This window comes from Streptomyces sp. IBSBF 3136 (genome assembly GCF_036815105.1).
In the GTDB taxonomy this organism is placed as follows: Bacteria; Actinomycetota; Actinomycetes; order Streptomycetales; family Streptomycetaceae; genus Streptomyces.
Map to the genome: position 1 here is coordinate 1 of NZ_JAJSZC010000226.1, position 24,814 is coordinate 24,814.

General features: G+C 70.9%; 25 protein-coding genes and 1 pseudogene. 10 read left to right on the top strand and 16 right to left on the bottom strand.

The annotated features are described in order from the left end of the window. Positions 1 to 1,169 (bottom strand): annotated as a pseudogene (locus V7E45_RS33115) (hypothetical protein); the annotation flags it as partial. A gap of 204 nt (positions 1,170 to 1,373) precedes the next feature. On the opposite strand from V7E45_RS33115, the gene V7E45_RS33120 reads away from it, so the two are divergent. The 4 genes from V7E45_RS33120 to V7E45_RS33135 are packed head-to-tail and all read left to right on the top strand — an operon-like array spanning position 1,374 to position 4,730. Then, the gene (locus V7E45_RS33120) at positions 1,374 to 2,174 is read left to right on the top strand and encodes an ABC transporter permease (protein ID WP_333777938.1); all 801 of its coding nucleotides are present in this window, start codon (positions 1,374 to 1,376) and stop codon (positions 2,172 to 2,174) included. Between the two features lie 49 nt (positions 2,175 to 2,223). Further along, complete coding sequence (locus V7E45_RS33125) at positions 2,224 to 2,991, top strand: ABC transporter permease (protein ID WP_443056317.1); 768 nt, start codon at positions 2,224 to 2,226, stop codon at positions 2,989 to 2,991. Further along, a complete protein-coding gene (locus V7E45_RS33130; protein WP_333777940.1) occupies positions 2,991 to 3,956 on the top strand; it encodes an ABC transporter ATP-binding protein in 966 nt (321 codons plus the stop codon). The genes V7E45_RS33125 and V7E45_RS33130 overlap by 1 nt, the downstream gene beginning before the upstream one ends. A gap of 9 nt (positions 3,957 to 3,965) precedes the next feature. Further along, positions 3,966 to 4,730 carry a DUF1707 SHOCT-like domain-containing protein gene (locus V7E45_RS33135; RefSeq protein ID WP_333777941.1) on the top strand — a complete coding sequence of 255 codons (765 nt, stop codon included), beginning with the start codon at positions 3,966 to 3,968 and terminating at the stop codon, positions 4,728 to 4,730. Positions 4,731 to 4,759: 29 nt separating this feature from the next. Here V7E45_RS33135 and V7E45_RS33140 read toward each other — a convergent pair whose 3' ends face one another. The 3 genes from V7E45_RS33140 to V7E45_RS33150 all read right to left on the bottom strand — a co-directional run bounded on the left by V7E45_RS33140 (position 4,760) and on the right by V7E45_RS33150 (position 6,343). Beyond that, positions 4,760 to 5,161, bottom strand: coding sequence for a hypothetical protein (locus V7E45_RS33140; RefSeq protein ID WP_333777942.1), 402 nt, complete (start codon positions 5,159 to 5,161; stop codon positions 4,760 to 4,762). Between the two features lie 124 nt (positions 5,162 to 5,285). Next, positions 5,286 to 6,023, bottom strand: coding sequence for a ribonuclease PH (gene rph / locus V7E45_RS33145; protein WP_333777943.1), 738 nt, complete (start codon positions 6,021 to 6,023; stop codon positions 5,286 to 5,288). Positions 6,024 to 6,109: 86 nt separating this feature from the next. Beyond that, positions 6,110 to 6,343 carry a PTS glucose/sucrose transporter subunit IIB gene (locus V7E45_RS33150; RefSeq protein WP_333777944.1) on the bottom strand — a complete coding sequence of 78 codons (234 nt, stop codon included), beginning with the start codon at positions 6,341 to 6,343 and terminating at the stop codon, positions 6,110 to 6,112. A 185-nt stretch (positions 6,344 to 6,528) separates the two neighbouring features. On the opposite strand from V7E45_RS33150, the gene V7E45_RS33155 reads away from it, so the two are divergent. Together V7E45_RS33155 and V7E45_RS33160 are read left to right on the top strand one after the other, a co-directional pair. Continuing rightward, positions 6,529 to 7,848 (top strand): PTS transporter subunit EIIC, encoded by a 1,320-nt coding sequence (locus V7E45_RS33155; protein WP_333777945.1) that lies wholly within the window; start codon positions 6,529 to 6,531, stop codon positions 7,846 to 7,848. Between the two features lie 267 nt (positions 7,849 to 8,115). After that, the gene (locus tag V7E45_RS33160) at positions 8,116 to 9,381 is read left to right on the top strand and encodes a PTS transporter subunit EIIC (protein WP_333777946.1); all 1,266 of its coding nucleotides are present in this window, start codon (positions 8,116 to 8,118) and stop codon (positions 9,379 to 9,381) included. Between the two features lie 293 nt (positions 9,382 to 9,674). Here the strand turns inward: V7E45_RS33160 and V7E45_RS33165 are convergent, their stop codons facing one another. After that, positions 9,675 to 10,427, bottom strand: a complete 753-nt coding sequence (locus V7E45_RS33165) for an MBL fold metallo-hydrolase (protein WP_333777947.1) — start codon at positions 10,425 to 10,427, stop codon at positions 9,675 to 9,677. Positions 10,428 to 10,699: 272 nt separating this feature from the next. Here V7E45_RS33165 and V7E45_RS33170 point away from each other — a divergent pair, with 272 nt between their 5' ends. Next, entirely contained in the window at positions 10,700 to 11,173 is a 474-nt protein-coding gene (locus V7E45_RS33170) for a type II toxin-antitoxin system PemK/MazF family toxin (protein WP_333777948.1), read from the top strand. A gap of 10 nt (positions 11,174 to 11,183) precedes the next feature. On the opposite strand, the gene V7E45_RS33175 is transcribed toward V7E45_RS33170, so the two are convergent. From V7E45_RS33175 to clpS, 9 genes are all read right to left on the bottom strand, one after another. Continuing rightward, positions 11,184 to 11,642: a hypothetical protein gene (locus V7E45_RS33175; protein ID WP_333777949.1), complete on the bottom strand. Its 459-nt coding sequence runs from the start codon at positions 11,640 to 11,642 to the stop codon at positions 11,184 to 11,186. A 308-nt stretch (positions 11,643 to 11,950) separates the two neighbouring features. Next, on the bottom strand, positions 11,951 to 14,017 hold the full coding sequence (locus V7E45_RS33180) for a putative Ig domain-containing protein (protein ID WP_333777950.1): 2,067 nt from the start codon (positions 14,015 to 14,017) through the stop codon (positions 11,951 to 11,953). Between the two features lie 369 nt (positions 14,018 to 14,386). Next, positions 14,387 to 15,337, bottom strand: coding sequence for a PLP-dependent cysteine synthase family protein (locus V7E45_RS33185; protein WP_333777951.1), 951 nt, complete (start codon positions 15,335 to 15,337; stop codon positions 14,387 to 14,389). Between the two features lie 17 nt (positions 15,338 to 15,354). Continuing rightward, entirely contained in the window at positions 15,355 to 15,633 is a 279-nt protein-coding gene (locus V7E45_RS33190) for a MoaD/ThiS family protein (protein WP_333777952.1), read from the bottom strand. A gap of 119 nt (positions 15,634 to 15,752) precedes the next feature. Then, complete coding sequence (locus V7E45_RS33195) at positions 15,753 to 15,848, bottom strand: putative leader peptide (RefSeq protein WP_020940333.1); 96 nt, start codon at positions 15,846 to 15,848, stop codon at positions 15,753 to 15,755. Between the two features lie 79 nt (positions 15,849 to 15,927). Continuing rightward, complete coding sequence (locus tag V7E45_RS33200) at positions 15,928 to 16,350, bottom strand: M67 family metallopeptidase (protein ID WP_333777953.1); 423 nt, start codon at positions 16,348 to 16,350, stop codon at positions 15,928 to 15,930. A gap of 144 nt (positions 16,351 to 16,494) precedes the next feature. Beyond that, positions 16,495 to 17,913 carry an amino acid permease gene (locus V7E45_RS33205; RefSeq protein WP_333777954.1) on the bottom strand — a complete coding sequence of 473 codons (1,419 nt, stop codon included), beginning with the start codon at positions 17,911 to 17,913 and terminating at the stop codon, positions 16,495 to 16,497. 404 nt (positions 17,914 to 18,317) lie between these two features. Next, positions 18,318 to 18,923 carry a DUF2017 domain-containing protein gene (locus V7E45_RS33210; RefSeq protein WP_333777955.1) on the bottom strand — a complete coding sequence of 202 codons (606 nt, stop codon included), beginning with the start codon at positions 18,921 to 18,923 and terminating at the stop codon, positions 18,318 to 18,320. 12 nt (positions 18,924 to 18,935) lie between these two features. Continuing rightward, entirely contained in the window at positions 18,936 to 19,301 is a 366-nt protein-coding gene (gene clpS, locus V7E45_RS33215; RefSeq protein ID WP_333777956.1) for an ATP-dependent Clp protease adapter ClpS, read from the bottom strand. Positions 19,302 to 19,308: 7 nt separating this feature from the next. Between clpS and V7E45_RS33220 the strand changes: the two genes are divergently transcribed. Next, positions 19,309 to 20,655: a nicotinate phosphoribosyltransferase gene (locus V7E45_RS33220; protein WP_333777957.1), complete on the top strand. Its 1,347-nt coding sequence runs from the start codon at positions 19,309 to 19,311 to the stop codon at positions 20,653 to 20,655. A 95-nt stretch (positions 20,656 to 20,750) separates the two neighbouring features. Beyond that, positions 20,751 to 21,344, top strand: a complete 594-nt coding sequence (locus V7E45_RS33225) for a nicotinamidase (protein WP_333777958.1) — start codon at positions 20,751 to 20,753, stop codon at positions 21,342 to 21,344. A gap of 53 nt (positions 21,345 to 21,397) precedes the next feature. On the opposite strand, the gene V7E45_RS33230 is transcribed toward V7E45_RS33225, so the two are convergent. Then, positions 21,398 to 21,733 (bottom strand): hypothetical protein, encoded by a 336-nt coding sequence (locus tag V7E45_RS33230; RefSeq protein WP_333777959.1) that lies wholly within the window; start codon positions 21,731 to 21,733, stop codon positions 21,398 to 21,400. Between the two features lie 121 nt (positions 21,734 to 21,854). Beyond that, complete coding sequence (locus V7E45_RS33235) at positions 21,855 to 24,212, bottom strand: immune inhibitor A domain-containing protein (protein WP_333777960.1); 2,358 nt, start codon at positions 24,210 to 24,212, stop codon at positions 21,855 to 21,857. Positions 24,213 to 24,587: 375 nt separating this feature from the next. Between V7E45_RS33235 and V7E45_RS33240 the strand changes: the two genes are divergently transcribed. Further along, on the top strand, positions 24,588 to 24,814 hold a 227-nt coding region (locus V7E45_RS33240), incomplete at its 3' end, for a hypothetical protein (protein WP_333777961.1).

A 24,814-nucleotide genomic window follows, 5' to 3' on the forward strand; every position in this document is an offset into this window, starting at 1 on the left:
GCGGAGGGGTGCGCCGCCGCGGGGGCCTGGGCCGCCCGGGCGGCCGCGCCGGCCTGCCCGGCCGCGGCACCGGCTGCGGCTGCGGCACCGGCGGCTTTGGCTGCGGCACCGGCACCGGCACCGGCACCGGCTCCCGCTCCGGTTCCGGCCGTCCGGCCGGCACCGGCCACGCCGGACGCACCGAACCCCTGGGACGTACGGGACGCGGGGTTCGAAGGGGATGAGGGTGCCGAGGAGTCCGAGGGCGACGACTTGGGCGTCTGCCTCGGCCCGGCCGGCTCGCCCTGCTGGGGAGCCTTGACCCGACGGAGGATCTGGGTGGTCTCGGGCGCCTGTCCTTCGCCCGCCGCCGGTGCGGCGGCACCCGGCTCGCCGGACCGCCCCACCGGGGACTTCTCGACCCGCCGGAGCACCTGCGTGCTCTCGGCGGACCCGCCCGACCCGGACTTCTCGGCGGACGGGGCGCCCTTGCCGGTGGCCTGAGCGGAGTCGGGCCGCCGCGGCCCGTCGTCTCCCCGCGCCGCACCGGACCGCTGAGCATCGGTGGGCCGCTGTCCCTGAGCGGGCCGCCGCGGCTTCCCGGGCGCCTGCGCCCCACCGGCGGCCTCCGCGTCACCGGACGCTTCGCCCTCGCCGGACACCTGCGCCCGCCCCGCCGCCGCTCCCGCCCCCGCGGTCGCACCGGACGACTGTCCCTGGCCGGACCGTCGGCTGTCCCCGTCCACCTGCTTCTCGCCGGTTCGCTGGGGGCCCACCTGGGGCTGTGAGCCGTCGGGGGCCTGGGTGCCGCCGGTGGTGCGGGGGCGGCCCGGGTGCTCCGGGGACGTGGTGGTCCCGGAGCCGCCGGAGGTGTCGTTCTTGGCCGTCGGTGCCGTCGGTGCCGTCGGCGCGGTCTGCCCCGTCGTGCGGGGTGCCGGGACGGCGCGGCCCGCCTGGGCCGCGCGGCGCACCTGGTCGAGGCGGCCGGTGCGGGCGGCCGGGACCGACGGGTCGCGGGGCGAACCGCCTTCCGGGGTCGCCGGGGTCGCCCCGGCCGCGCCTGCCGCCCCCTCGGCGGACGCTGCGCTCGCGTCGGTGGAACCCACCGGTTCTCCGGGCCCTTCAGCCGGCAGCGGTGTGTCTGGCGCCCCGCCCTTGTCCTGCTGCTGCGGCTGCGGCTCGTCGCTCATCTCGTGCACGGACTCCTGTTTCGCGTCGTACGTTTCCCGTACGCCTCGTACGCCTTCTGCGCCCCCTGTTTGAAGACTCTCGCACCTGGCGTTCCGTTCCAGGATCGCGGCACGCATCGGGGACGAAAATGCGTGGCCGGTCGCCGTGCCTCCGGACTAGGCTCCTGCGCTTCGGTGTCGAGGTGTCCAGGGAGGTCGACTGACGTGGGCGCGGGACGGTTGTACGTGGCCGTCGCGGCGGGGGGATTCAGACGGTACGCGACGTATCGGGCCGCCACTGCGGCAGGGGTCTTCACCAATACGGTGTTCGGGCTGATTCTCGTCTACACCTATCTGGCGCTGTGGGACGAGAAACCGCACCTCGGAGGCTATGACCAGGCGCAGGCGGTGACGTTCGTGTGGCTGGGGCAGGCGCTGTACGCGACCTTGGCGATCCAGGGCGGCGGCTTCGAGACGGAGTTCATGGAACGCATCCGTACGGGTGAGGTCGCGATCGATCTGTACCGGCCGGCGGATCTGCAAGTGTGGTGGCTGGCGAACGACTTGGGCCGGGCGGTGTTCCAGCTGCTCGGCCGTGGTGTGATCCCGTTCACCTTCGGGGCGCTGGTCTTCCCGACGGCGCTGCCGCACGACGTGGGGACGTGGCTGGCGTTCGTGGTGGCCGTGGCCCTGGCGATGATCGTCAGCTTCGGGATCCGCTACCTGGTGGCGCTGACCGGGTTCTGGTTGATGGACGGCACGGGGGCGCTCCAGGCGCTCATGATCACCGGCATCTTCTGTTCGGGGATGACGCTGCCGCTGAACGCGTTCCCCGGGACGCTCGGCGAGGTGGTCCGGGTGTTGCCGTGGGCGGCGCAGGTGCAGGTGCCGGCGGATGTGCTGATGGGGCAGGCGGACCCGTTGCCCGCCTTCGCGTTCCAGGCGGTGTGGGCGGTGGTGCTGCTGGCGGCCGGGCGGCTGCTGCAGACGGCGGCGGCCCGGCGGGTGGTGGTCCAGGGTGGGTGAGCGCGACGCCGTGACGGAGGGGCTGCGCGCGTACCGGCTGATCGCCGGGATGTGGATGCGGTCCACGCTGGCCTACCGGGCGTCGTTCGCGATGGCCGTGTGCGGTGGGGTGCTGGTGACCGGACTGGACTTCGTCTCGATCCTGCTGATGTTCTCGCGGGTCGACGTCCTCGGCGGTTACTCGCTGGCCGAGGTGGCGTTCCTGTACGGGCTGTCGGCGACCTCGTTCGGGATCGCGGACCTGGCGATCGGGTCGGCGGGCCGGCTCGGCACCCGGGTGCGGGACGGCACGCTGGACACCCTGCTGGTGCGGCCCGCGCCGGTGCTGGCGCAGGTGGCCGCCGACCGGTTCGCGTTGCGCCGGGTCGCGCGGGTCACGCAGGGGGCGCTGGTGCTGGGGTACGCGCTGGTCGCGTCCGACATCGCCTGGACGCCGGTGAAGGTGCTGATGGTGCCGGGGATGCTGGTGTGCGGCGGGATGATCTTCTCCGCGGTGTTCGTGGTGGGGGCGGCGTTCCAGTTCGTGGCGCAGGACGCCTCCGAGGTGCAGAACGCGTTCACGTACGGCGGTCAGACGCTGTTGCAGTACCCGCCGACCGTGTTCGGCAAGGAGTTGGTGCGGGGGGTGACCTTCATGCTGCCGCTGGCCTTCGTCAACTGGGTGCCGGCGGCCTATGTGCTGGGGCGGCCGTATCCGCTGGGCGGTGTGCCTCAGTGGGCGGCGTTCGCGCCGCCGCTGGTTGCGGTGGTGTGCTGCGCGGCGGCGGGGCTGGCGTGGCGGACGGGCCTTCGGTCGTATCGGAGTACAGGGAGTTAGTGGTGGACGCGTTCATCGAGGTGGACCGGGTCGAGAAGGTCTTCGACGTGCGCAAGAGGACCGGGTTCATGAAGCGGGAGCGGCGGCAGGTGCGGGCGGTGGACTCGATCTCGTTCACCGTGGCGCGGGGCGAGATGGTCGGCTACATCGGCCCGAACGGTGCCGGGAAGTCGACGACGATCAAGATGCTGACGGGCATCCTGACGCCGAGCGCGGGGCGGCTGCGGGTGGCGGGGATCGATCCGTCGCGGGAGCGGACGCGGCTGGCGCGCCGGATAGGGGTGGTTTTCGGGCAGCGGACGACGCTGTGGTGGGACCTGCCGCTGATCGACTCCTACCGGCTGGCGCACCGCATGTACCGGATCCCGGACGCCCGTTACCGGGAGAATCTCGACCGGTGTGTGGAACTGCTGGAGTTGGGCGCCCTGTTGGAGGTGCCGGTGCGGCAGTTGTCGCTGGGGCAGCGGATGCGTGGGGACATCGCGGCGGCGTTGTTGCACGATCCGGAGGTGCTGTACCTGGACGAGCCGACGATCGGTCTGGACGTCGTGTCGAAGGCCAAGGTGCGGGGCTTCCTGAAGGAGCTGAACGCGGGCCTGGGGACGACGGTGCTGCTGACGACGCACGATCTCCAGGACATCGAGCAGTTGTGCTCGCGGGTGATGGTGATCGACCACGGGCGGCTGGTGTACGACGGCGCGCTCGCGGGGCTGCACGAGGCCGGGGAGGGCGAGCGGACGCTGGTGGTGGACCTGGAGCGGGAGGTGCCGCCGATCGAGGCGCCGTCCTGCCGGGTGGTGCGGGTGGAGGGGCCGCGGCAGTGGCTGGCGTTCCCGGCGGGGCAGTCGGCGGCGCCGCTGGTGGCGTACCTGGCGGCCGAGTATCCGCTGGTGGATCTGTCGGTGCGGGAACCGGACATCGAGGCCGTCATCGCGAAGATGTACGCGGAGAAGGCGGTCTCGTAGGCTTCTGCCATGACCGACGACGCAGTCCCGGATCTCCGCGCATCAGATGCCGACCGCGAGCGGGTCAGCGAGGTCCTGCGGGACGCCCTCGCCGACGGACGCCTGGACATGGAAGAGTTCGAGGAGCGTCTGGAGGCGACGTACAAGGCGCGTACGTACGCCGAGTTGACGCCGATCACGCGTGATCTGCCGGCGAGCGGCGCGGTGGCGCCGCGTCCCGTGTCGTTCACGAAGGAGCCGGTGCCGGAGGGGAGTTGGGCGGGCCGGATCGTCGGCGGCGAGGGGTCGTCCGCGAGCGGGGTCGCGGTCCTGTCCGGGTTCCAGCGCAAGGGCCGCTGGACGGTGCCCAGGCGGTTCCGGTGTTTCGCGCTCTGGGGCGGCGGCGAGATCGACCTGCGGGAGGCGGACTTCGCGGACCGCGAGGTCGAGATCAACTGTGTGGCGATCATGGGCGGGGTGCAGGTGATCGTGCCGCCGGGGGTCGAGGTCGTCGTGCGCGGGATCGGGGTCATGGGCGGCTTCGACCATCCGGACGGTGACGGGCGGCCCGAGCCGGGGGCGCCGCGGGTGGTCATCAGCGGGTTCGCCTTCTGGGGCGGGGTCGGTGTGGAGCGCAAGGTCACCCGGGCGGAGCGGCAGCGGCTGAAGGAGACGCGCCGTCAGGAGCGCCTGGAGCACAAGGAGTCGCGGCACGAGCTGCACCGGGCGCGGCATGAGGAGCGGACGCTGGAGCGGGAGCTGGACCGGGAGCGGCGCCGGCAGGGAGAGCGCTGAGCCGTCCCCCCGCCCGCGCGGGTCCGCCGTTACGAGGTGCAGACCTTGGTGAGTTCGCCCGCCGCGTCGGTGACGGGGCTGACGTCGGGGGTGTGGTCGCCGTTCTTGATGGCCGTGCGGACGTTCCGCACGGCCTGGTCGAGGTGGTCGACCGCCTTGTTGACGTCGGCGTCGTCGGTCTTGTCGCCGATCTTGCGCAGGTTCTTCTCTATGGAGTCGAGGGAGGCGTCGGCCTGGGCGGGGTCGTCCGCCGCGTTCTCCACGGCCTGCTGGAGGTCGGTGACGCCGTCGGCGATGGAGTCGGCGGTCTGCACGCAGTCGAGGGCCTTGTTCACGGCGTCGCAGCCGGTGGTGAGGCCCATGGTGAGCGCGGCGGTCGCCATGACGGTGGCGACGGCGGTGAGTCGGCCTCGGCGTCGGCTGACGGCCATGGTGGTGTTCCCTCCCCTTGTACGGCTGGCCGGGCGCACGGCAGTGGCCGTGCGCCCGTATCCATAGGGACGCCGGGGAGGGTGCGGGGGTTGCCCTCGCGCACCCGGGGTTTTGGGGCGGGCTTTACTTTTCGCGGGTGGCGGCCAGTGCGGCGCGCTGGATCACGGCCAGTTCGGTGCAGCCGGTGACGGCGAGGTCGAGCAGGGCGTCGAGTTCCTCGCGGGCGAAGGGCTCGGCCTCGGCGGTGCCCTGGACCTCGACGAAGCGGCCGTCGCCGGTGCAGACGACGTTCATGTCGGTCTCGGCGCGCACGTCCTCCTCGTAGCAGAGGTCGAGGAGGGGCACCCCGCCGACGATGCCGACGGAGACGGCGCTGACGGTGCCGGTCAGCGGCTGGCGGCCGGCCTTGATCAGCTTCTTGCCCTGGGCCCAGGCGACGGCGTCGGCGAGGGCGACGTAGGCGCCGGTGATGGCGGCGGTGCGGGTGCCGCCGTCGGCCTGGAGGACGTCGCAGTCGAGGACGATGGTGTTCTCGCCGAGCGCCTTGTAGTCGATGACGGCGCGCAGTGAGCGGCCGATGAGGCGGGAGATCTCATGGGTGCGGCCGCCGATCCTGCCCTTGACGGACTCGCGGTCGCCGCGGGTGTTGGTGGCGCGGGGCAGCATGGAGTACTCCGCGGTGACCCAGCCCTCGCCGCTGCCCTTGCGCCAGCGCGGGACGCCTTCGGTGACCGAGGCGGTGCAGAAGACCTTGGTGTCGCCGAAGGAGACGAGGACGGAGCCCTCGGCGTGCTTGCTCCAGCCGCGTTCGATGGTGACCGGGCGGAGCTGTTCGGGGGTGCGGCCGTCGATTCGAGACATGGCCACGAGCCTATCGGGAGTGACGCGAGGGGCTCCTCCCGCGGCGGGAGGAGCCCCTTACAGGTGACAGGTGAACCCCTAGGGGGTCACATCATGTCTTCGATCTCCGCGGCGATGGGGTCGGCGTCGGTGCCGATGACGACCTGGATGGCGGTGCCCATCTTGACGACGCCGTGGGCGCCGGCGGCCTTCAGGGCGGTTTCGTCGACCAGCGAGGGGTCGGACACCTCGGTGCGCAGCCGGGTGATGCAGCCCTCGATCTCCTCGATGTTCTCGATACCACCGAGACCCGCGACGATCTTCTCAGCCTTGCTGGCCATGTTCTTTCTCCCTGATCCGAACCGCTTTGTCGCAGTAACCCACAGTTGGCCCATCTTCGCGAGCGGTCATGCCGCGCGTGCCGAATGATGGCGATCACGACAGCGGAACCGTCCGGGCAACTGGTCTACACCACAGCGGGGACGGTCGCCAAACCACGCCCGAGTCGAGCGGCCGGGAGGACGCCATGAGCGCCGAGAGCGCAGGCAGCGCCGGCCGTACGACCGGTGTGGCGCGGGAGCGGTGGAACCGGCTGTTCCAGGGGCTGCAGAAGATGGGCCGCAGTCTCCAGCTGCCGATCGCCGTGCTGCCGGCCGCGGGCATCCTGAACCGGCTGGGGCAGCCGGACGTCTTCGGCGACCAGGGCCTGGGCTGGAACGCCGTGTCGAAGGTGATGAAGGGGGCGGGCGGCGCGCTGCTCGACGGCTCCCTCGGCCTGCCGCTGCTGTTCTGCGTGGGCGTCGCGATCGGCATGGCGAAGAAGTCGGACGGCTCGACGGCGCTCGCGGCGGTGGCCGGCTTCCTCGTCTACTACGGCGTGCTGCACCAGTTCCCCGAGCAGTGCCCGGGCGGCTCCAAGGCGCTGCCGGACATCGGCTGCCAGGTGAGCGTCGGCGCCGGGGTGGGCTCGGTGACGCCGTACTCCTTCCAGAACCCGGGGGTCTTCGGCGGCATCGTGATGGGTCTGCTGGCGGCGTTCTTCTGGGCCCGCTACCACCGCACGCGCCTGGTGGACTGGCTGGGCTTCTTCAACGGGCGGCGGCTGGTGCCGATCATCATGGCGTTCGTCGCCATCGTCTTCGCCGCGCTGTGCCTGTGGGTCTGGCCGCCCATCGGCCACGCGCTGGAGAGCTTCAGCGGGTGGCTGCGGCACGCGGGGTCCTGGGGCGCGGGTGTCTTCGGCGTCGCGAACCGGGCGCTGCTGGTGGTGGGCCTGCACCAGTTCCTGAACGTGCCGATCTGGTTCCAGTTCGGGACCTACACGCCGCCGGGCGGCCCGCCGGTGCACGGCGACATCAACATGTTCCTGGCGGGCGACCCGAACGCGGGTCAGTTCACCTCGGGGTTCTTCCCGATCATGATGTTCGCGCTGCCCGCCGCCGCGCTGGCCATGACGCACTGCGCCCGGCCCGGCCGCCGCAAGGAGGTCGGCGGGCTGATGCTGTCGGTTGCGCTGACGTCGTTCGTGACCGGCATCACCGAGCCGCTGGAGTACTCGTTCCTGTTCATCGCGCCGCTGCTGTACGTGGTGCACGCGCTGCTGACCGGGGTGTCGATGGCGGTGACGTGGGGGCTCGGGGTGCACGACGGGTTCAGTTTCTCGGCGGGCCTGATCGACTACGTCATCAACTGGAACCTGGCGACGAAGCCGTGGGCGATCATCCCGATCGGGCTGTGCTTCGCCGTCGTGTACTACGTCGTCTTCCGGTTCGCGATCACGACGTTCGACCTGCGGACCCCGGGCCGCGAGCCCGAGGAGGACGTCGAAGACGTCACCAAGGTCTGAGCCCCGACCCCGACTCCGCCCCTCGGACCCCGCGCTCCGGGGGGCTTCGCCGTGCCCCGGCGGCCGCGGTCCGAGGCCCTCGCGACCTGCACTGTCCGTAATCCCGCCGTAGCGGATCCGCGGGTTCCTTACACGGCCTTCATCGTGCTACAACAGGTCTACACCACTGAGTGGTGTAGACCAGAGACGCTGCCGTCCCCTTCATGGTTCCCGGGCGGCGCCCTGCCCTCCCCCAGCCGCCGGCCGGGGGTACCTCAGGAGGAACTTGTGACCACGGTCAGCGCCGCTCCCGCGGCCGAGAAGAAGAAGGGCCCCGGGGTGATGGCTGTGCTGCAGCGCATCGGCCGGAGCCTGATGCTGCCGGTGGCCGTGCTGCCCGCCGCCGCCCTCCTGGTCCGCCTGGGCAACACGGACATGCTGGGAGACCCCTCCTTCCCCGCGTTCCTGACCAAGATCGCCTCCTTCATGGCGGCCGGCGGCAACGCGATCCTCGACAACATGGCGCTGCTGTTCGCGGTGGGCATCGCGATCGGCTTCGCGAAGAAGTCGGACGGCTCGACGGCACTGGCCGCGGTCGTCGGCTACCTGGTCTTCAAGAACGTGCTCAGTACGTTCACCGACAGGAACCTGCCCAAGGTCGCGACGGCCGTCGACGGCAAGGTCGTCATGGTCGACGCCCCGGCGGACGCCAAGGTGCTCGGCGGTGTGGTGATGGGCCTCGCCGTCGCGCTGATCTACCAGCGGTTCTACCGCACCAAGCTGCCGGACTGGGCCGGCTTCTTCGGCGGCCGCCGCCTGGTGCCGATCCTGTCGGCGCTCGCCGGCCTGGTCATCGGCATCGTCTTCGGCTACATCTGGCCGGTCCTCGGCACCGGTCTGCACAACTTCGGCGAGTGGCTGGTGGGTTCGGGCGCCGTCGGCGCCGGCATCTTCGGTGTGGCCAACCGCGCGCTGATCCCGATCGGCATGCACCACCTGCTGAACTCCTTCCCCTGGCTGCAGGCGGGCGACTACCACGGCAAGAGCGGCGACATCGCGCGCTTCCTGGCCGGGGACCCGACCGCGGGCCAGTTCATGACCGGCTTCTTCCCGATCATGATGTTCGGCCTCCCGGCCGCCTGCCTCGCCATCGTGCACTGCGCCCGCCCGGAGCGCCGCAAGGTCGTCGGCGGCATGATGTTCTCGCTCGCCCTGACGTCCTTCGTCACCGGCGTCACCGAGCCCATCGAGTTCACCTTCATGTTCATCGCGCCGGTCCTCTATGCCATCCACGCGGTCCTCACCGGCATCTCGATGGCCCTGACCTGGTCGCTGGGCATGCGGGACGGCTTCGGCTTCTCGGCCGGCGCGATCGACTGGTTCCTGAACCTGGGCATCGCGAGCAACCCGTGGGGCCTGGCGCTGGTGGGCCTGTGCTTCGGCGTCGTCTACTACGTGGTCTTCCGCTTCGCCATCATCAAGTTCAACCTCCCCACCCCGGGCCGCGAGTCCGACGAGGAACTGGCCGAACTGGAGAAGGCCGAGGCCAAGTAGCCCGCCCCGAAATCCCGAGAGCCCCCGAATTCCCCGGCCGTTCCCCGGCCGGGGAATTCGGCGTACCCGCAGCACGAATTCCGAACACTGGCGCCGGCCGGCGGTCAGTACGAGGCGGTCCTGCCCGCGTACCGGAAGGCGGTCGCGCGTGGCGCCGGACAGAGCGTGCTGGACGACTTCGGGATGATCGGCCGGGTGTTGGGCGAACTGGAGGCCGACGCCGACGCGGGCTGAGCTCCGGGCGGGCGGAGGAGGCCCGGAGGTGGTGCGGTTCCAGGCCCTGCGCGGCCGGGCTAGAGCTCGTAGACCGCCCGCGGGGCGGCCAGGTCCACCGGGCCGTCGAAGACCTCGCGGGCGTCCGCCAGGTTGACGGCCGGGTCGGTCCACGGGGGGATGTGGGTCAGCACCAGGTGGCGGGCTCCCGCGCGGGCCGCCGACTCGCCCGCCTCGCGACCGTTGAGGTGGAGGTCGGGGATGCTCTCCTTGCCGTGCGTGAAGGCCGCCTCGCACAGGAACAGGTCCGTGTCGCGGGCCAGCTCGTCCAGCACCTCGCTGACCCCCGTGTCGCCGGAGTACGTCAGGGACTTCCCGCCGTGCTCGATGCGGATGGCGTACGCCTCCACGGGATGGCGGACCCGCTCGGTGTGCACCGTGAACGGGCCGATCTCGAACGTGGACGGCTTGACCGTGTGGAAGTCGAAGACCTCGCTCATGGACGAGGCGGAGGGGGTGTCGGCGTACGCCGTGGTCAGCCGGTGCTCGGTGCCCTCGGGGCCGTAGACGGGGAGGGGCTCGCAGCGGCCTCCCTCGTGGCGGTAGTAGCGCGCGACGAAGTACCCCAGCATGTCGATGCAGTGGTCGGCGTGCAGATGGCTGAGGAAGATCGCGTCGAGGTCGTAGAGACCGCAGTGACGCTGCAGCTCGCCGAGGGCGCCATTGCCCATGTCGAGGAGCAGCCGGAAGCCGTCGGCCTCGACGAGGTAGCTCGAGCAGGCCGAATCCGCGGACGGGAACGACCCTGAGCAGCCGACGACGGTGAGCTTCATGAAGCAGAAACCTCCGTTGGCGGGGAGCCGGTGGGCGGGAACCGGAAGGGGGCGGAGAAGGAGCGGAGCGGGGGCGGCAAAGGAAGAAGGCAGGGAGCAGGCAGGGAGTTGTGCGGTTCGTCGAGCGTAAGGCGCGAAAGCGCGGGTCGCTCCTCTGCCAGGGGCCGTTGTGGGCGAACTCACCTGCGCTGTCACCGGTTCGGCTGGACCGTGGGCGCATGAAGCTTGCAGAGGGCGCGCGCTGACGGGCGCGCGCCGGTAACGTCGTCCCTATGGACACGTCCTGGTGGCTGGCGCTCGCGGCGGTGGTGCTGCTCGCCGTGGTCGCCACGCTCGTCGACGGCTGGGGCCGCGGGCCCGGCCGGCGGCGGCCGCCAGGTCGCCCCGGCGGTCGTCCCTCCGGCCGGCCCGCCGGCCGGGCCGGGGCCCGGACGACCCGTCCGAACCCCGGTGACATCTGGTGGGCGCAGGTCCCTTACGAGGACCGCCCGGAGGCCAAGGACCGGCCCTGTCTGGTGCTGGCCGTGCGCGGCAACCGGGCCACGGTCGCGAAGATCACCAGCAAGTACCACGACGAGCGCGCGGGTGTGATCCCGCTGCCGCCGGGCGCGGTCGGCGACGCCCACGGCCGGCCCAGCTTCCTGCAGACCGACGAGCTGCGCGAGGTGGCGGTCGCCGACTTCCGCCGCCGGGTGGGCGTGGTCGACCCGGTCCTGTGGGACCAGGTGCGGCACCTCGCGGGGTAGCCGCCGTCGTCTACTTCACCCGCACGGTGACCGTCCACTCCTGGATGCCCTTGCACGAGACCTGGCCGGGGGCCGTGGGCTCGGCGCACAGCGGCCGGGAGGACGTCAGCTTCGCCGTGCCGGGGGCCACCGCCTGGTAGGCGGCCGTGGCGTCGCCCGGCTGGATGACGAAGCCCGAGTTGATCGCCCGCAGGGCGCTGCCGCTCGTCCGTACGGGCTTCCAGGGCCGGGCCCGGGTGCCGTCCAGGGTGAGCCGCAGCTCGCCGCCCTTCGTCACGCAGACGGTGCGGCCGTCGTCGCCGGCGGTCAGTTCCACGTGCGGGACGCACCCTCCCCCGGCGGACGGCGCGGACGCCGACGGCGACACCTTGCCGCTGCCGGCGCCTCCTTTGTCCCCGCCGCTCTGGGAGCCGCAGGCCGCGAGGAGGACTGCTGCCGCCGCGATGGCGACGGGCGTCGTGCGACGCATGGGTACCGCCTTTCTGCCGTGGCGGGCCGACCGGCCCCCTGACACAGGTGTGACGTACCACGGGCGCCCGCGGATCCCACACGGCCGCGGACCGGACGACGGACCCCCTCCGACGGGCGGGCTCCCTCACCCTCCGACGCACAGACCGGTGGCGGGGGGGGGGGGGGGGGGGGGGGGGGGGGGGGGGGGGGGGGGGGGGGGGGGNCGCCCCGGGGGCGGGGGGGCCCCAACCCCCGCCGCCGCCCCGCCCCCCCCCCCCCGGGGGGCGCGCCCCCCGCGGCCGGGACCGGTTGTCGTACGTGTACGGATCAGCTGGTCGTCAGGGCGGTGTCGTCCACGACGAAGCTGGTCTGGAGCGAGGAGTCCTCCACTCCGCTGAACTTCAGGGTAACCGTCTGACCGGCGAACGAGGACAGGTCGAAGGTCTTCTGCGCGTACCCGGAGGCGGCGTTGACGTTCGAGTACGTCGCCAGGGTGGTCGAGCCGGCGGAGACGGTCAGCTTGTCGTACGCGGTGCTGCCGGACTCGGCGGTGTCGATGTGCAGGTAGAAGGTGTAGCTGGCCTTGCAGCCGGAGGGGATGGTCACCGACTGGGAGAGCGTGTCGGTGTGCGCGGAGCCGTAGCCGTCCATCCACGCCTTGTAGGAGCCGCCGTGGGCCGCCTCACCGGTGTCGTTGGTGATGACGCCGCTGGTGGAGGTCCAGCCGGTGCTGCCGGACTCGAAGCCCGGGTTGGCCAGCAGCTGCGCCGAGGAGCAGGTGCCGCCGGAGGAGCCGACCGTCCAGGTGAAGGAGGTCGAGCCGGAGGCGCCGGTGGAGTCCTTGGCGGTGACGGTGACCTGGTAGGTGCCGGCGGTGGACGCCGTACCGGAGATCAGGCCGGTGGAGCTGTTGATGGACAGGCCGGTGGGCAGGCCGGAGGCGCTGTAGGTCAGGGCCGCGCCGGCGCTGTCGGTGGCGTGGATCTGCAGGCTCGCCGAGCCGCCCGTGGTGGTGGACTGGCTGCCGGGGTTGGTGACGGTCACCGTGTTGCCGCTGGTGGTGCCGGCGGTGAAGGCGGTGGTGCCGTTCGGGGTGCCCCAGCCGGTCGGGCCGTCGTAGCCGGTGCCGGCGGTGCAGAAGTACGAGGTGGAGCAGGAGCCGTTGCTGCCGCTGGTCACGTCGTACAGGTTGCCGGTGTGGGCGTAGGGGTACTTCGCCGGGTAGTCGGTGGAGCCCGGGGTGCCCGCGAGGGCGTAGACGCCGGCGACGATCGGGGCGGAGGCGCTGGTGCCGCCGTAGACCGCCCAGCCGGAGCCGCCGTAGGTGTCGTAGACCGCCACACCGGTGGCCGGGTCGGCGACGGCGGAGACGTCGGCCTCCATGCGCTTGGAGCAGCTGGTGTCGGTCTGCCAGCTCGGCTTCGGGTCGTACGCCGAGCAGCCGGAGCCGGTGCCCTCGGTGGAGCTGGTGTGCCACACCGACTCGCTCCAGCCGCGGGAGTTGGAGGCGGTGGTGAGCGCGGTGCCGCCGACGGCGGTCACGTACTGGGAGGTCGCCGGGTACTCGGCGCCGTAGGCGGAGTCACCGGAGGAGACGGTGATGGCGACGCCCGGGTGCTTGAAGTACTGGGTGTCCTCGGTGGTCTGCGCGGAGGACTCGCCGCCGCCCCAGCTGTTGGAGACGACCTTGGCGCCGAGGGAGACGGCCTCGTTCTCGGCGATGCCGAGGTCGCTGTCGTTCGCGGAGTTCGCCTCGACCAGGACGATGTTGCAGTTCGGGCAGACCGCGCTGACCATGTCGAGGTCCAGCGCCTCCTCGCCCGCCCAGCCGGTGTCGTTGGTGGGCAGCGAGGTGGTCGAGCCGGTCTGGCTGACCTGCTTGAAGCAGCCGTTGGCCTTGGTGCAGGCGGACAGGCCGTAGGTGGAGCGGTAAGTGGCCAGGTCCGACTCGGCGTTGGGGTCGTTGTAGGCGTCGACCACGGCGACCGTCAGGCCGCTGCCACCGCTGGTGGGCAGGTTGTAGGCGCTGTGCAGGTTGGCCGGGGAGAGGCCGGAGGGCGCGGCGGCGGCGAGCGCCGAGGCGAGCCGCTGCTTGATGTCGGTGCGGCGCTGGGCGAAGCAGGACGCGTGCCCCGGTGCGGCGGTGGCGCAGAGGTGGGTCGTGGGGACCTTCTGGCCGGCCTTGCCGGTGGGGTGGAAGATCTGCCGCTGGGGGTCGGTCAGGGCCTTGGCGTTCTGGGTGGCCTTGCCGGTGTGGGGGTGTGCCGCCGTGGCCTGGGCGCCGGCCGTGGGGGCGGCGACGAGTCCGGCGACGGTGAGGGCGAGAGCGGGCAGGGCGATGGAGACGAGTCTTCGCAGACTCCGTCTCCGCCCGCTGGGGCGGGACTCACGCATGGGGTACTGCCTCCATGGGGAAGTGGGGTTTCTCGCAGGGGTCGGGCAGGCCCGTGACGCGCGTAGCGGCGGCGAAACCGCGAGTCATGAGCATGACATTCACAGACGCCCCGCCTGTCGCGCTGAGCGTGACATGACAGGGTGCGAGGAACGTAGTCCCGCCCCCGGGGCCACCGGCAGTACCGGAGGGAATTCTTTGCCCCTCCATAGGATGAGGTTGGCCCCCTCATAGGAGGGGGCTGGCACGGGCTTGATGCGGGCCGGCCGCGGCGGCGGGAACGGCCCCGGGCCGGCGCCTCGGGCTCCGAGCCGGCCGGCCCTCAGGCCCGGAGCGGGCCGATCCTCAGGCCCCGAGCCGGCCGCCGCCCCTCAGGCCCAGAGCTGACCGTGGAGCCTCTCGATGGCCTCCTCGGTGGTGGCGGCCGTGTAGACACCGGTGGAGAGGTACTTCCAGCCGCCGTCGGCGACGACGAAGACGATGTCGGCGGACTCCCCCGCCTTCACGGCCTTGCGCCCGACGCCGATCGCCGCGTGCAGCGCGGCGCCGGTCGAGACGCCCGCGAAGATGCCCTCCTGCTGGAGGAGTTCCCGGGTGCGGGTGACCGCGTCGGCGGAGCCGACCGAGAAGCGGGTGGTGAGGACGGAGGCGTCGTACAGCTCCGGCACGAACCCCTCGTCGAGGTTGCGCAGGCCGTAGACCAGGTCGTCGTAGCGCGGTTCGGCGGCGACGATCCGCACGTCCGGCTTGTGCTCGCGCAGGTAGCGGCCGACGCCCATGAGGGTGCCGGTGGTGCCGAGGCCCGCCACGAAGTGGGTGACGGACGGGAGGTCGGCGAGGATCTCCGGGCCGGTCGTCGCGTAGTGCGCGCCCGCGTTGTCCGGGTTGCCGTACTGGTAGAGCATCACCCAGTCGGGGTGCTCGGCGGACAGCTCCTTGGCGACGCGCACGGCGGTGTTGGAACCGCCCGCGGCCGGGGAGGAGATGATCTCGGCACCCCACATGCCGAGCAGGTCCCGGCGCTCCTGGGAGGTGTTCTCGGGCATCACGCACACCATGCGGTAGCCCTTGAGCTTGGCGGCCATGGCCAGGGAGATGCCGGTGTTGCCCGAGGTGGGTTCGAGGATCGTGCACCCCGGGGTCAGGCGGCCGTCCTTCTCCGCCTGCTCGATCATGTGCAGGGCAGGGCGGTCCTTCACCGAGCCGGTCGGGTTGCGGTCCTCCAGCTTGGCCCAGATCCGGACGTCGGCGGACGGCGACAGCCGCGGCAGGCGCACCAGAGGGGTGTTGCCCACCGCGGCCAGCGGGGAGTCGTAGCGCATCGTCGCTCAGCGGCCGATCAGGCCATGCCGCCGGCCACGGCCGGCAGGATCGTCACGGTGTCGCCGTCGGACAGCTTGGTGTCGATGCCGTCGACGAAGCGGACGTCCTCGTCGTTCAGGTACACGTTGACGAAGCGGCGCAGCTGGCCGTTGTCCACGATGCGGGCCTGGATGCCCGTGTGGCGGGTCTCGAGGTCGGTGAACAGGTCGGCGAGGGTCTCCCCGGCGCCTTCGACCGCCTTCTGGCCGTCCGTGTAGGTGCGGAGGATGGTGGGGATGCGGACCTCGATGGCCATGGTTGCGGGCTCCTGTCGGGAAGGTTTCGGCGATTCGGTGTGCGCGCGCCCGGGGGTCTCCCCGGGCCTCGGGCACCGGGAGAGCGCCGCGGCAGCGGCCGTACGGCGGTGGGGGAACGTCAACAGATGGCGCTGTTCAGCCTGCACAGGTCGACGTGCAGCCGCGCCACGAGCAGGATGCCCGGCGTCTTCTCGCTCACGTCGTTCAGAACCATGGGCTCATCGTATCGATTCCCGGTCCGGCTTCTGGAATGTGATCCCACATGCCGGACCGATCACGGCCAAGGGCTGAGATCAGTACGCGTCCACGACCTTGACCTCCTCCTCGGTGACCTCGCCGTCGAGGATCCGGAAGGAGCGGAACTGGAAGTCGCCGAGCCCGTCGGTGTCCGCGGTGGAGACCAGGACGTAGTGGGCGCCGGGCTCGTTCGCGTAGGAGATGTCCGTGCGGGACGGGTAGGCCTCGGTCGCCGTGTGGGAGTGGTAGATCACCACCGGCTCCTCGTCGCGGTCGTCCAGCTCCCGGTAGAGCTTGAGCAGATCGCCCGAGTCGAACTCGTAGAAGGTCGGCGACATGGCCGCGTTCAGCATGGGGACGAAGCGCTCGGGGCGGTCCGAGCCGGCCGGGCCCGCGACGACGCCGCACGCCTCGTCGGGGTGGTCCTTGCGCGCGTGCGCGACGATTTCGTCGACGAGTGCCTGGGTGATGGTCAGCATGGTGGCCAGGATAAGCGTGTGGGCCGTCCCGTACCGAGGTGTGGTACGGGACGGCCCACATGCCGGACGTCCTGAGCGGCGGCCACCGTGAGTGCCACGAGTACCCGCGGGGGCCGGACGTCCCGGGATGGTCTGCGCCGGTGGTCAGCCCACCTTCTCCAGCTCCGGCGAGCGGCGCTCGGTGACCTGCGGGTTGCGGGCCTTCAGGACCGCCCAGCCGATACCGAGGGCGGCGGCCCAGCCGGCCATCACGTAGAGGCAGATGCGGGACTCGGCGTCGTACGCGATCAGACCGGTGACGAAGAGCAGGAACACGATGGCGATCCAGCTGCACACCGCGCCGCCCGGCGCCGGGAAGGAGGAGGCCGGCAGCCGGCCCGCGACGACCGCGCGGCGGTAGAGGACGTGGCTGATCAGGATCATGAGCCAGGTCCAGATGCCGGCCGCGGTGGCGACGGAGGTGACGTAGCCGAACGCCTTCTCCGGCACGATGTAGTTGAGGACCACGCCGATCGCCATGAAGGCGACCGAGACGGTGATGCCGAGCGCGGGGGTCTTGGAGGCGGACAGCCGGCTGAAGACGCGCGGTGCCTCGCCGTTGTCGGCCAGGGTGCGCAGCATGCGGCCCGTGGAGTACATGCCGGAGTTGCAGGAGGACAGGGCCGCGGTCAGCACCACGAAGTTGACGATGCCCGCGCCGGCCGGGATGCCGATCACCGCGAACGCCTTCACGAAGGGGCTGACGCCCGCCGCGAACTCGGTCCACTTCACCACGCACAGGATGACGGTGAGGGCACCGACGTAGAACAGCGCGATGCGCCAGGGCAGGGTGTTGATCGCCTTGGGGAGGGTCTTCTCCGGGTCCTCGGACTCGCCGGCGGTGACGCCGACCAGCTCGACCGCGAGGTAGGCGAACATGACGCCCTGCAGGGTCATCAGGGACGAGCCGATGCCCTTGGGGAAGAGGCCGTCGAACTGCCAGAGGTTGGCCACGTGGGCCGTGTCGCCGGCGGCGCTGAAGCCGAAGGTCAGCACGCCGAGGCCGATCACGATCATGCCGATCAGGGCGGTGACCTTGACCATGGAGAACCAGAACTCGATCTCACCGAACAACTTCACCGAGATCAGGTTGGCCACGAACAGGACGACCAGGAAGACCAGCGCGGTCACCCACTGGGGGACGCCCGGGAACCAGTAGTTCACGTAGATGGCGGCGGCCGTCAGCTCGGCCATGCCGGTGACCACCCACATGAGCCAGTACGTCCAGCCGGTGAAGTAACCGAAGAACGGGCCGAGGAACTCCCGGGAGTACTCCGCGAAGGAACCCGAGACCGGGCGGTAGAGCAGCAGCTCGCCGAGCGCCCGCATGATGAAGAAGATGATCACGCCGGCGAGGGCGTACATCAGGATGAGGCTGGGGCCGGCCTTGGCGATGTTCGCCCCGGCTCCCAGGAACAGGCCGACGCCGACGGCGCCGCCGATGGCGATCATCTGGACCTGACGGCTGCCGAGCCCGCGCTCGTACCCCTCCTCAGGGGCAGTGGTGACCTTCTCAGAGGTCATGTGTGGTGCGCCTTTCTCCATGCCGACCCGGGCCATTCGTCGGCCTCGGATCGGGTTTCGATCCCCCCGGATTGATGGAGCTGGGCGGGTTTCGCGAGCCCGCCCGTGCCTGGCCGGCGGTCGCCGGCTCGGTGGCGCACCCGGCCGAACATGGGTGGTGTTCCGCCGGGCGGTCGTGAAGATTTATCACGGCCGCAATACTGATCACAGAGACGTAATGTGGCACACGCCACAGGAAGAACCGGACAAAGAGCGCCCGAATGCGGCAAAACAGGCCGCAACGGTGACGGGATCGTTATCCGGATTTGAGCGTCCGCTGAGCGGACGCCCAAAAGGGGTGATCCCGTCATGTTCACGGCATACCGTTACGGCGAACGTCTACGGCCTGCGCCCACGGCGGACGGCTACGGCATGAGGGTCGTGACGAGCGTCTCCTGGAGGCCGCCGAGCCACAGGTACGCCAGCACCATCGGCTTGCGCGGGTCCTCGTCCGGGAGCCGGTAGAGCAGATCGGTGTCGTCCTCGTCGGTGATCTCCAGCCGGGCACCGATCGCCAGGCGCAGGTCGTTGAGGGCGCTGAGCCAGCACCTGGACTCCGCGGGTGCCAGCTTGAGGATCGCGCCGCCCTCGTCCACCGGCGCCAGCGCGTCCAGCGTGCGGATGACCGTGAGCGCGTTCTCCCGCTTGCCCGCCCGCAGGTCGTTCTCGGTGTAGCGGCGGAACTCGGCGGAGTGCGCCCGCGCCTCCTCGGCCTCGGCGGCGGTGCCGGGCACCTGCTCCGGGTCGACGTAGGCGTCCGGGAAGAGCCGTCTGAGGACGGGGTCGGCGGGCGGCTCGCTCGGGCCCTCGGCGAACAGCTCGGCCAGCGGGTCGTCGGGGGCGTCACCGCCGGGGCCGGGGCCGATCAGCTCGAGGAGCTGGACGGCCAGCGACCGGATGATGGAGATCTCGACGTCGTCGAGGGCGACGGCCGCGCCGCCACCGGGGATCGGTTCGAAGTGTCCGGGCATCTGACGGGTTCGCTACTTCCGGTCCTGCTGGAGGGTGGCCCACAGACCGTAGCCGTGCATCGCCTGCACGTCGCGTTCCATCTCCTCGCGACTGCCGCTGGAGACGACCGCCCGGCCCTTGTGGTGGACGTCGAGCATGAGCTTGGTGGCCTTGTCCTTGGTGTAGCCGAAGTACGACTGGAAGACGTACGTCACATAGCTCATGAGGTTGACCGGGTCGTTGTGGACGATCGTGACCCAGGGGACGTCGGGCTCGGGTACGGCGAAGACCTCCTCCGCCGACTCGGTGCGTTCGATCTCTACGGGCGCGGGTGACGTCACACAGCCATGCTGCCACGCGGCGCAGAAATCGTCACACTGACGAAATGGGGGTACCATGCTTGCCATGAACACAGCGGACCTTGGGCTGCCGGTGAACGTCCCGTCGACGGCACTCTTCACGGACCAGTACGAGCTGACGATGCTGCAGGCCGCCCTCAAGGGCGGTACGGCCGAGCGGCGCAGCGTGTTCGAGGTCTTCACCCGGCGGCTGCCGGAGGGGCGCCGCTACGGCGTGGTGGCCGGCACCGGGCGCGTCCTGGACGCGGTGGAGAACTTCCGCTTCGACGAGCCCGTGCTGACCTTCCTGCGCGAGCGGGGGATCGTCGACGAGGAGACCTGCGCCTGGCTCGCCGACTACCGCTTCGACGGTGACGTCTGGGGCTACCCGGAGGGCGAGGTGTACTTCCCCGGCTCCCCGATCATGCGGGTCGAGGGCTCCTTCGCCGAGTGCGTGCTGCTGGAGACCGTGATCCTGTCGATCCTCAACCACGACTCCGCGATCGCGGCCGCCGCCTCCCGCATGGCCTCCGCGGCGGGCGACCGCCCGCTGATCGAGATGGGCGCCCGCCGCACCCACGAGCTGGCCGCCGTTGCGGCCTCCCGGGCCGCCTACGTCGGCGGCTTCGCCACCACCTCCGACCTCGCGGCCGGCTTCCGGTACGGCATCCCCACCGTCGGCACCTCCGCGCACGCCTTCACCCTGCTGCACGACCGGGAGCGGGACGCCTTCCAGGCCCAGGTGGACTCCCTGGGCAGGGGGACCACGCTGCTGGTGGACACCTACGACGTCGCCGAGGCGGTCCGTACGGCGGTGGAGGTGGCCGGGCCCGAGCTGGGCGCGGTGCGCATCGACTCCGGGGACCTGCTGCTGGTGGCCCACCGGGTCCGCCAGCAGCTCGACGAGCTGGGCGCGACCGGCACGAAGATCGTCGTCACCTCCGACCTGGACGAGTACGCCATCGCCTCGCTCGCCGCCGCGCCCGTGGACGCGTACGGCGTCGGCACCCAGCTCGTGACCGGCTCCGGGCACCCGACCTGCTCGATGGTCTACAAGCTGGTCGCCCGCGCCGAGTCCGCCGACCCGCGGTCGCCGCTGGTGGCCGTCGCCAAGAAGTCCAGCGGGGGCAAGTCCTCGGTCGGCGGGCGCAAGTGGGCGGCACGGCGGCTGGACGAGGACGGGGTGGCCGAGGCCGAGGTCGTCGGCACCGGGCCCGTGCCCGCCGCGCTGGCCGACCGGCAGCTGCTGGTGCCGCTGGTCAAGGGCGGCACGGTGGTGGCGCGCGAGCCGCTCGACGCGCCCCGCGAACGGCACATCGCCGCACGGGCCAACCTGCCGCTGTCCGCGACCCAGCTCTCCCGCGGCGAACCCGTCCTGCCGACCGAGTACGTCCGGGGGCGCGCGGACGACTGAAGCGCGTCCGCCGTCCGCCCGTCGACGCCCCCTCCCGCGGAGGCCCGAAAGTCTCTAGGCTCAGTTACTTAACCCACAGTCGAAGGACAGCCAGCATGCGCCGCGCCTTGATCGTCGTAGACGTGCAGAACGACTTCTGCGAGGGAGGCAGCCTCGCGGTGGCCGGCGGTGCCGACGTGGCCGCCGCCATCACCGAGCTGATCGGCCAGGCGGGCGGCGCCGGATACCGCCACGTGGTCGCCACCCGTGACCACCACATCGCACCCGGTGGGCACTTCGCGGACAACCCCGACTTCGTCCGCTCCTGGCCGGCGCACTGCGTCGCGGGCACGGAGGGCGTCGGCTTCCACCCGAACTTCGCCCCGGCCGTCGCGTCCGGGTCGGTGGACGCGGTGTTCGACAAGGGCGCGTACTCGGCGGCGTACAGCGGCTTCGAGGGCACCGACGAGAACGGGGCCGGGCTGGCCGAGTGGCTGCGCGACCGCCACATCGACGAGGTCGACGTGGTCGGCATAGCGACGGACCACTGCGTGCGCGCCACCGCCCTGGACGCGGCCCGGGAGGGCTTCCGGACGCAGGTCCTGCTGGACCTGACGGCCGGCGTGGCCCCCGAGACGACCGAGCGGGCTCTGGAGGAGCTGCGCGAGGCCGGGGTGGAGCTCACCGGCAAGCCGGTGCTCGGCGGCTAGGGTCTTCCGCTGCGCCGGGCCCCCGCGAGCGGGCCCGATCCGCGCGGCCGCCCCTAGGGTCCTGCCACCGCCGATCCGCGCAGCAGGGCGCGGATCGGGTGCCACAGCTCGGTGGCGATGACACCGTTGTCCGGCGCGGTGCGCCATATCAGGCCGTCCGGGTGGTGCAGGACCGCCGTGATCTCGTCCGGCGTCGGCGGCGCCGCGTTGCCCCGCAGGTAGATCGCGCGCAGGCCCAGGTTGCGCAGCCGGGTCAGGGCGCGGGCGCGGTTCTGCGCGAGCACCAGGACCCGGACCCCGGGCGAGCCCCCGGCGGGGCCGAGGCCGGGCAGGTTGAGCGCCACCACCACCGAGCCGTTCGGCAGCTTGCAGAAGCCTCCTGCGGCCATGCGGTCACATCCCCGTTCCGGTCGGTGTCAATAAGCGAGTCACAGGACGCACCTAAACACGATCGGCGGCGACCCGCCAGGGGGTCACCGCCGATACGCTTCTGACCTGCGGAAATATCCGCTACTTCACCGCGCGGCCGACTTCGAGCTCGAGGGTCGAACCGTCCTTGGCCTGCTTGATGATCTTGATGGTGGTGTTGGTGTCAGTGACCTTGACGCCCCCGGTCGGGTTCGCCTTGTCGTAGTAGGTGCTGGTGTGGTCGTTGAAGACCGACACCCCCTTCTGCGACTTGATCTTGGTGGCCTTGTCCGCCTTGTGCAGCGTGAAGCCGTCCGTGGCGTCCAGGCTGAACGGCGAGTCGTAGGCCTGCATGCGGTTGCGCAGCAGCGTGCCGTCGGCCCACTTCAGCGCCTTCGGGTGCGCGTCGATCGGCAGGATCAGACCGGTGCCCGGGTGCCCGTTGGTGGCGTTGGTGTTGTTGTCCGCCTGGGAGGTGTCCCACTTCCAGATCAGCAGGCCGTTCTGGTACGGGTAGTGCTCCACCCAGTCCGGACGGCTGGAGAAGCCGAAGTTGTACGGGCCGACCTTGAGGGTCTTGTCGTACGACACGTACTGGCGGTTCTCGGCGAGGTAGTACTGCGCGTAGTCCTTGGTGAAGGACGCGCCGATGCGGGAGAAGCCGTTCGCGGTCCAAGCGGCGTCCGCGGACTCCGCGTTGTCGGAGAAGAGCGCCGTGCCGTCCGCCGTCACCGTGATCTCGTCGGCCGCGAAGCCCTTCAGGGCCACACCGCCGTCGCTCTGGTAGCGGAAGCGCAGGTCGATCTTCTTGCCCGCGTAGGCGTCGAGCGGGTACGAGAGCTTCTTGTAGCCGTCGACCGAACCGGTCAGGGCCGGCTTGTCGGAGCCGTCACGCGGGATGGCCTGGCCGTCCACCGTGCCGTCCAGGGCGGTCCAGTTGGCGCCGCCGTCGGTCGACACCTCGGCGTAGAGGTAGTCGTAGTCCTTCTCGATGTCGTACCAGCCGTCGAGGGTGAGGGCGGCCGACGTCCTGCCGGTGAGGTCCACCGAACGGGTCAGCGTGTTCTTGAGGTTGTCACCGCTGCCGCTCCACCACTGGGCGGAACCCTGCGCCGGGGTGACGATCTCGGTCTTCACGGCCTTCTTCGGCAGCGTGACGACCAGCGCCTGGCGGTACTTGGTGTTGTACTCGGCGACGCCCAGCTTGTGCCAGGAGGAGACACCCGCCTTGGCGGAGTCGTAGTTCAGCCAGCCCAGCTGCAGCTTGTCCCAGGCGTTCATGTCGCCGGGCAGGTCGCCGATGGCCTCCTTGCCGGTGCCCAGCCAGGAACCTGAGGACATCAGGGTCCAGAAGCCGGTGGAGTTGTCGCCGCCCGCGGTGTCGTACTCGTCCGGCAGACCGAGGTCGTGACCGTACTCGTGGGCGTAGACGCCGAGGCCGCCGTTCTCCGGCTGGATGGTGTAGTCGCCGACCCAGACACCGGTGTCGCCGACCTGCGCGCCGCCCAGCTTGTTCTCGGCCGGGCCGGTGGCGCCGGCGTCGGTGCCGAAGGCGTACCAGCGGTGGGCCCAGATCGCGTCGGCGCCCTGGACGCCGCCGCCGGCGGACTCGTCCTCACCGGCGTGCACGATCTGGAAGTGGTCGACGTAGCCGTCGGGCTCGTTGAAGTTGCCGTCGCCGTCGTAGTCGTAGCGGTCCCACTGGTCGTACTTGGCCAGGTCCGCCTTGATGTCGGCGTCGGACTTGCCGGCCGCCTTCTGCTGGGCGACCCACGCCTTCAGACCGTCGCTGACGACGTTCCACACGCTCGGGCAGTTGGTCTGGCCGCACGCGTTGTTGCCGTAGCGGGCCTCGTTGTACGGGACCTTGACCCAGTCGGTGACCTCACCGGAGACCGAGTAGCGGCCCGAGGACTGCTTCTCGTAGTACTTCTTCAGCGACTCGGTCTTCTTGCCGGTGCCGAAGTAGAGGTCCTGGTAGTGCTTCTGGTTGTAGTCCTTCTGCCAGGCCGTGGAGTTGTCCTTCTTGCGGTCCGGCGCGGCGATCTGGTTGTGCCTCGGGCCGGCGGAACCACCGAACTTGGGGTCCGTCTGGTCCCCGAACTCCACCAGGATGGTGAAGATCTTGTCGGTCTTCTCGCGGCTCAGCTCGACGTACTTGCTGTCGCCCTTCTTGCTCTTGAGCTGGACGACCTTGGAGCCGTTGCGGTCCTTGGCCTTGACCTTGCCCGATATGAGCTGGTTCAGGGCTTCCTGACGCTGGGCCTTCTGCGTCTTGCTCATCGGGCCGTCGAGGTCGTGGCCCTGCTGCTTCACCGGTGCCGGGTCGTGCCGGTTCGCGGCGGCCGACGGGGCGGCGGTGCCGGCCTCCGCGACCGCGAAGGTCGTGAAGGTGGCGGAAGCCGCCGCAAGGGCCACACCGATAGCCGTGGCCCTGAACGTCCAGGTTCTGCTGGTCACTTGATGAGTTCCTCCCCCGCGCCGCGCGCTCGGACAGGGGACCCCGATGTTGGTTGGATCCGCGCGCGCACGATCAACGCGTTGTAATCAAGTGACGACATTTGACTAGAGGTTTAGAAGAAAAGACAGTCCTTGACTTGAGCAGGACAAGTGCGTTATGCGGAGGCTACGTTCGCTTTACGAACATCCCGCCGGTCGTCCAACGGGCGCGTGCGCATGTCCACTTGGTGGACCGCATGACTCCGTGCGCCCCCCGTGCACCGGCACCGTGGGTTAGGTCACGCTTACCAAGCGTCCGGTTCGGGCATGCACGCGAATAGAGTCCAATGGCACCGCCCGACATCCAGGCAACCAGCTTCCGAGGACACGATTGCCATGCCTCGTCCGACCGCCGCACAGCTCGCCTACGGTTCGTGCACCGTGATCTTCTCGACGCTCGCCATGCTGCTGCTGTCCCAGACGAGTTCGGGCCTCGGGATCGCCGTCATCGCCCTGGCCGCGCTCGCCCTGGGGCTGTTGGTGGCCATGACGGTCCCACTCCCCCGGACGCGGGGGGGGGGGGGGGGGGGGGGGGGGGGGGGGGGGGGGGGGGGGGGGGGGGG

Bases quoted from the DNA above. Each gene is read 5' to 3' on its own strand.
- V7E45_RS33165 (WP_333777947.1), bottom strand. From the start codon at position 10,427: ATGAAGCTCACCGTCGTCGGCTGCTCAGGGTCGTTCCCGTCCGCGGAT.
- V7E45_RS33140 (WP_333777942.1), bottom strand. From the start codon at position 5,161: ATGGCCGTCAGCCGACGCCGAGGCCGACTCACCGCCGTCGCCACCGTC.
- clpS (WP_333777956.1), bottom strand. From the start codon at position 19,301: ATGGTACCCCCATTTCGTCAGTGTGACGATTTCTGCGCCGCGTGGCAG.
- V7E45_RS33195 (WP_020940333.1), bottom strand. From the start codon at position 15,848: ATGGTTCTGAACGACGTGAGCGAGAAGACGCCGGGCATCCTGCTCGTG.
- V7E45_RS33205 (WP_333777954.1), bottom strand. From the start codon at position 17,913: ATGACCTCTGAGAAGGTCACCACTGCCCCTGAGGAGGGGTACGAGCGC.
- V7E45_RS33220 (WP_333777957.1), top strand. From the start codon at position 19,309: ATGAACACAGCGGACCTTGGGCTGCCGGTGAACGTCCCGTCGACGGCA.
- V7E45_RS33125 (WP_443056317.1), top strand. From the start codon at position 2,224: ATGTGGATGCGGTCCACGCTGGCCTACCGGGCGTCGTTCGCGATGGCC.
- V7E45_RS33175 (WP_333777949.1), bottom strand. From the start codon at position 11,642: ATGCGTCGCACGACGCCCGTCGCCATCGCGGCGGCAGCAGTCCTCCTC.
- V7E45_RS33190 (WP_333777952.1), bottom strand. From the start codon at position 15,633: ATGGCCATCGAGGTCCGCATCCCCACCATCCTCCGCACCTACACGGAC.
- V7E45_RS33225 (WP_333777958.1), top strand. From the start codon at position 20,751: ATGCGCCGCGCCTTGATCGTCGTAGACGTGCAGAACGACTTCTGCGAG.
- rph (WP_333777943.1), bottom strand. From the start codon at position 6,023: ATGTCTCGAATCGACGGCCGCACCCCCGAACAGCTCCGCCCGGTCACC.
- V7E45_RS33210 (WP_333777955.1), bottom strand. From the start codon at position 18,923: ATGCCCGGACACTTCGAACCGATCCCCGGTGGCGGCGCGGCCGTCGCC.
- V7E45_RS33180 (WP_333777950.1), bottom strand. From the start codon at position 14,017: ATGCGTGAGTCCCGCCCCAGCGGGCGGAGACGGAGTCTGCGAAGACTC.
- V7E45_RS33170 (WP_333777948.1), top strand. From the start codon at position 10,700: ATGGACACGTCCTGGTGGCTGGCGCTCGCGGCGGTGGTGCTGCTCGCC.
- V7E45_RS33150 (WP_333777944.1), bottom strand. From the start codon at position 6,343: ATGGCCAGCAAGGCTGAGAAGATCGTCGCGGGTCTCGGTGGTATCGAG.
- V7E45_RS33185 (WP_333777951.1), bottom strand. From the start codon at position 15,337: ATGCGCTACGACTCCCCGCTGGCCGCGGTGGGCAACACCCCTCTGGTG.
- V7E45_RS33230 (WP_333777959.1), bottom strand. From the start codon at position 21,733: ATGGCCGCAGGAGGCTTCTGCAAGCTGCCGAACGGCTCGGTGGTGGTG.
- V7E45_RS33155 (WP_333777945.1), top strand. From the start codon at position 6,529: ATGAGCGCCGAGAGCGCAGGCAGCGCCGGCCGTACGACCGGTGTGGCG.
- V7E45_RS33135 (WP_333777941.1), top strand. From the start codon at position 3,966: ATGACCGACGACGCAGTCCCGGATCTCCGCGCATCAGATGCCGACCGC.
- V7E45_RS33200 (WP_333777953.1), bottom strand. From the start codon at position 16,350: ATGCTGACCATCACCCAGGCACTCGTCGACGAAATCGTCGCGCACGCG.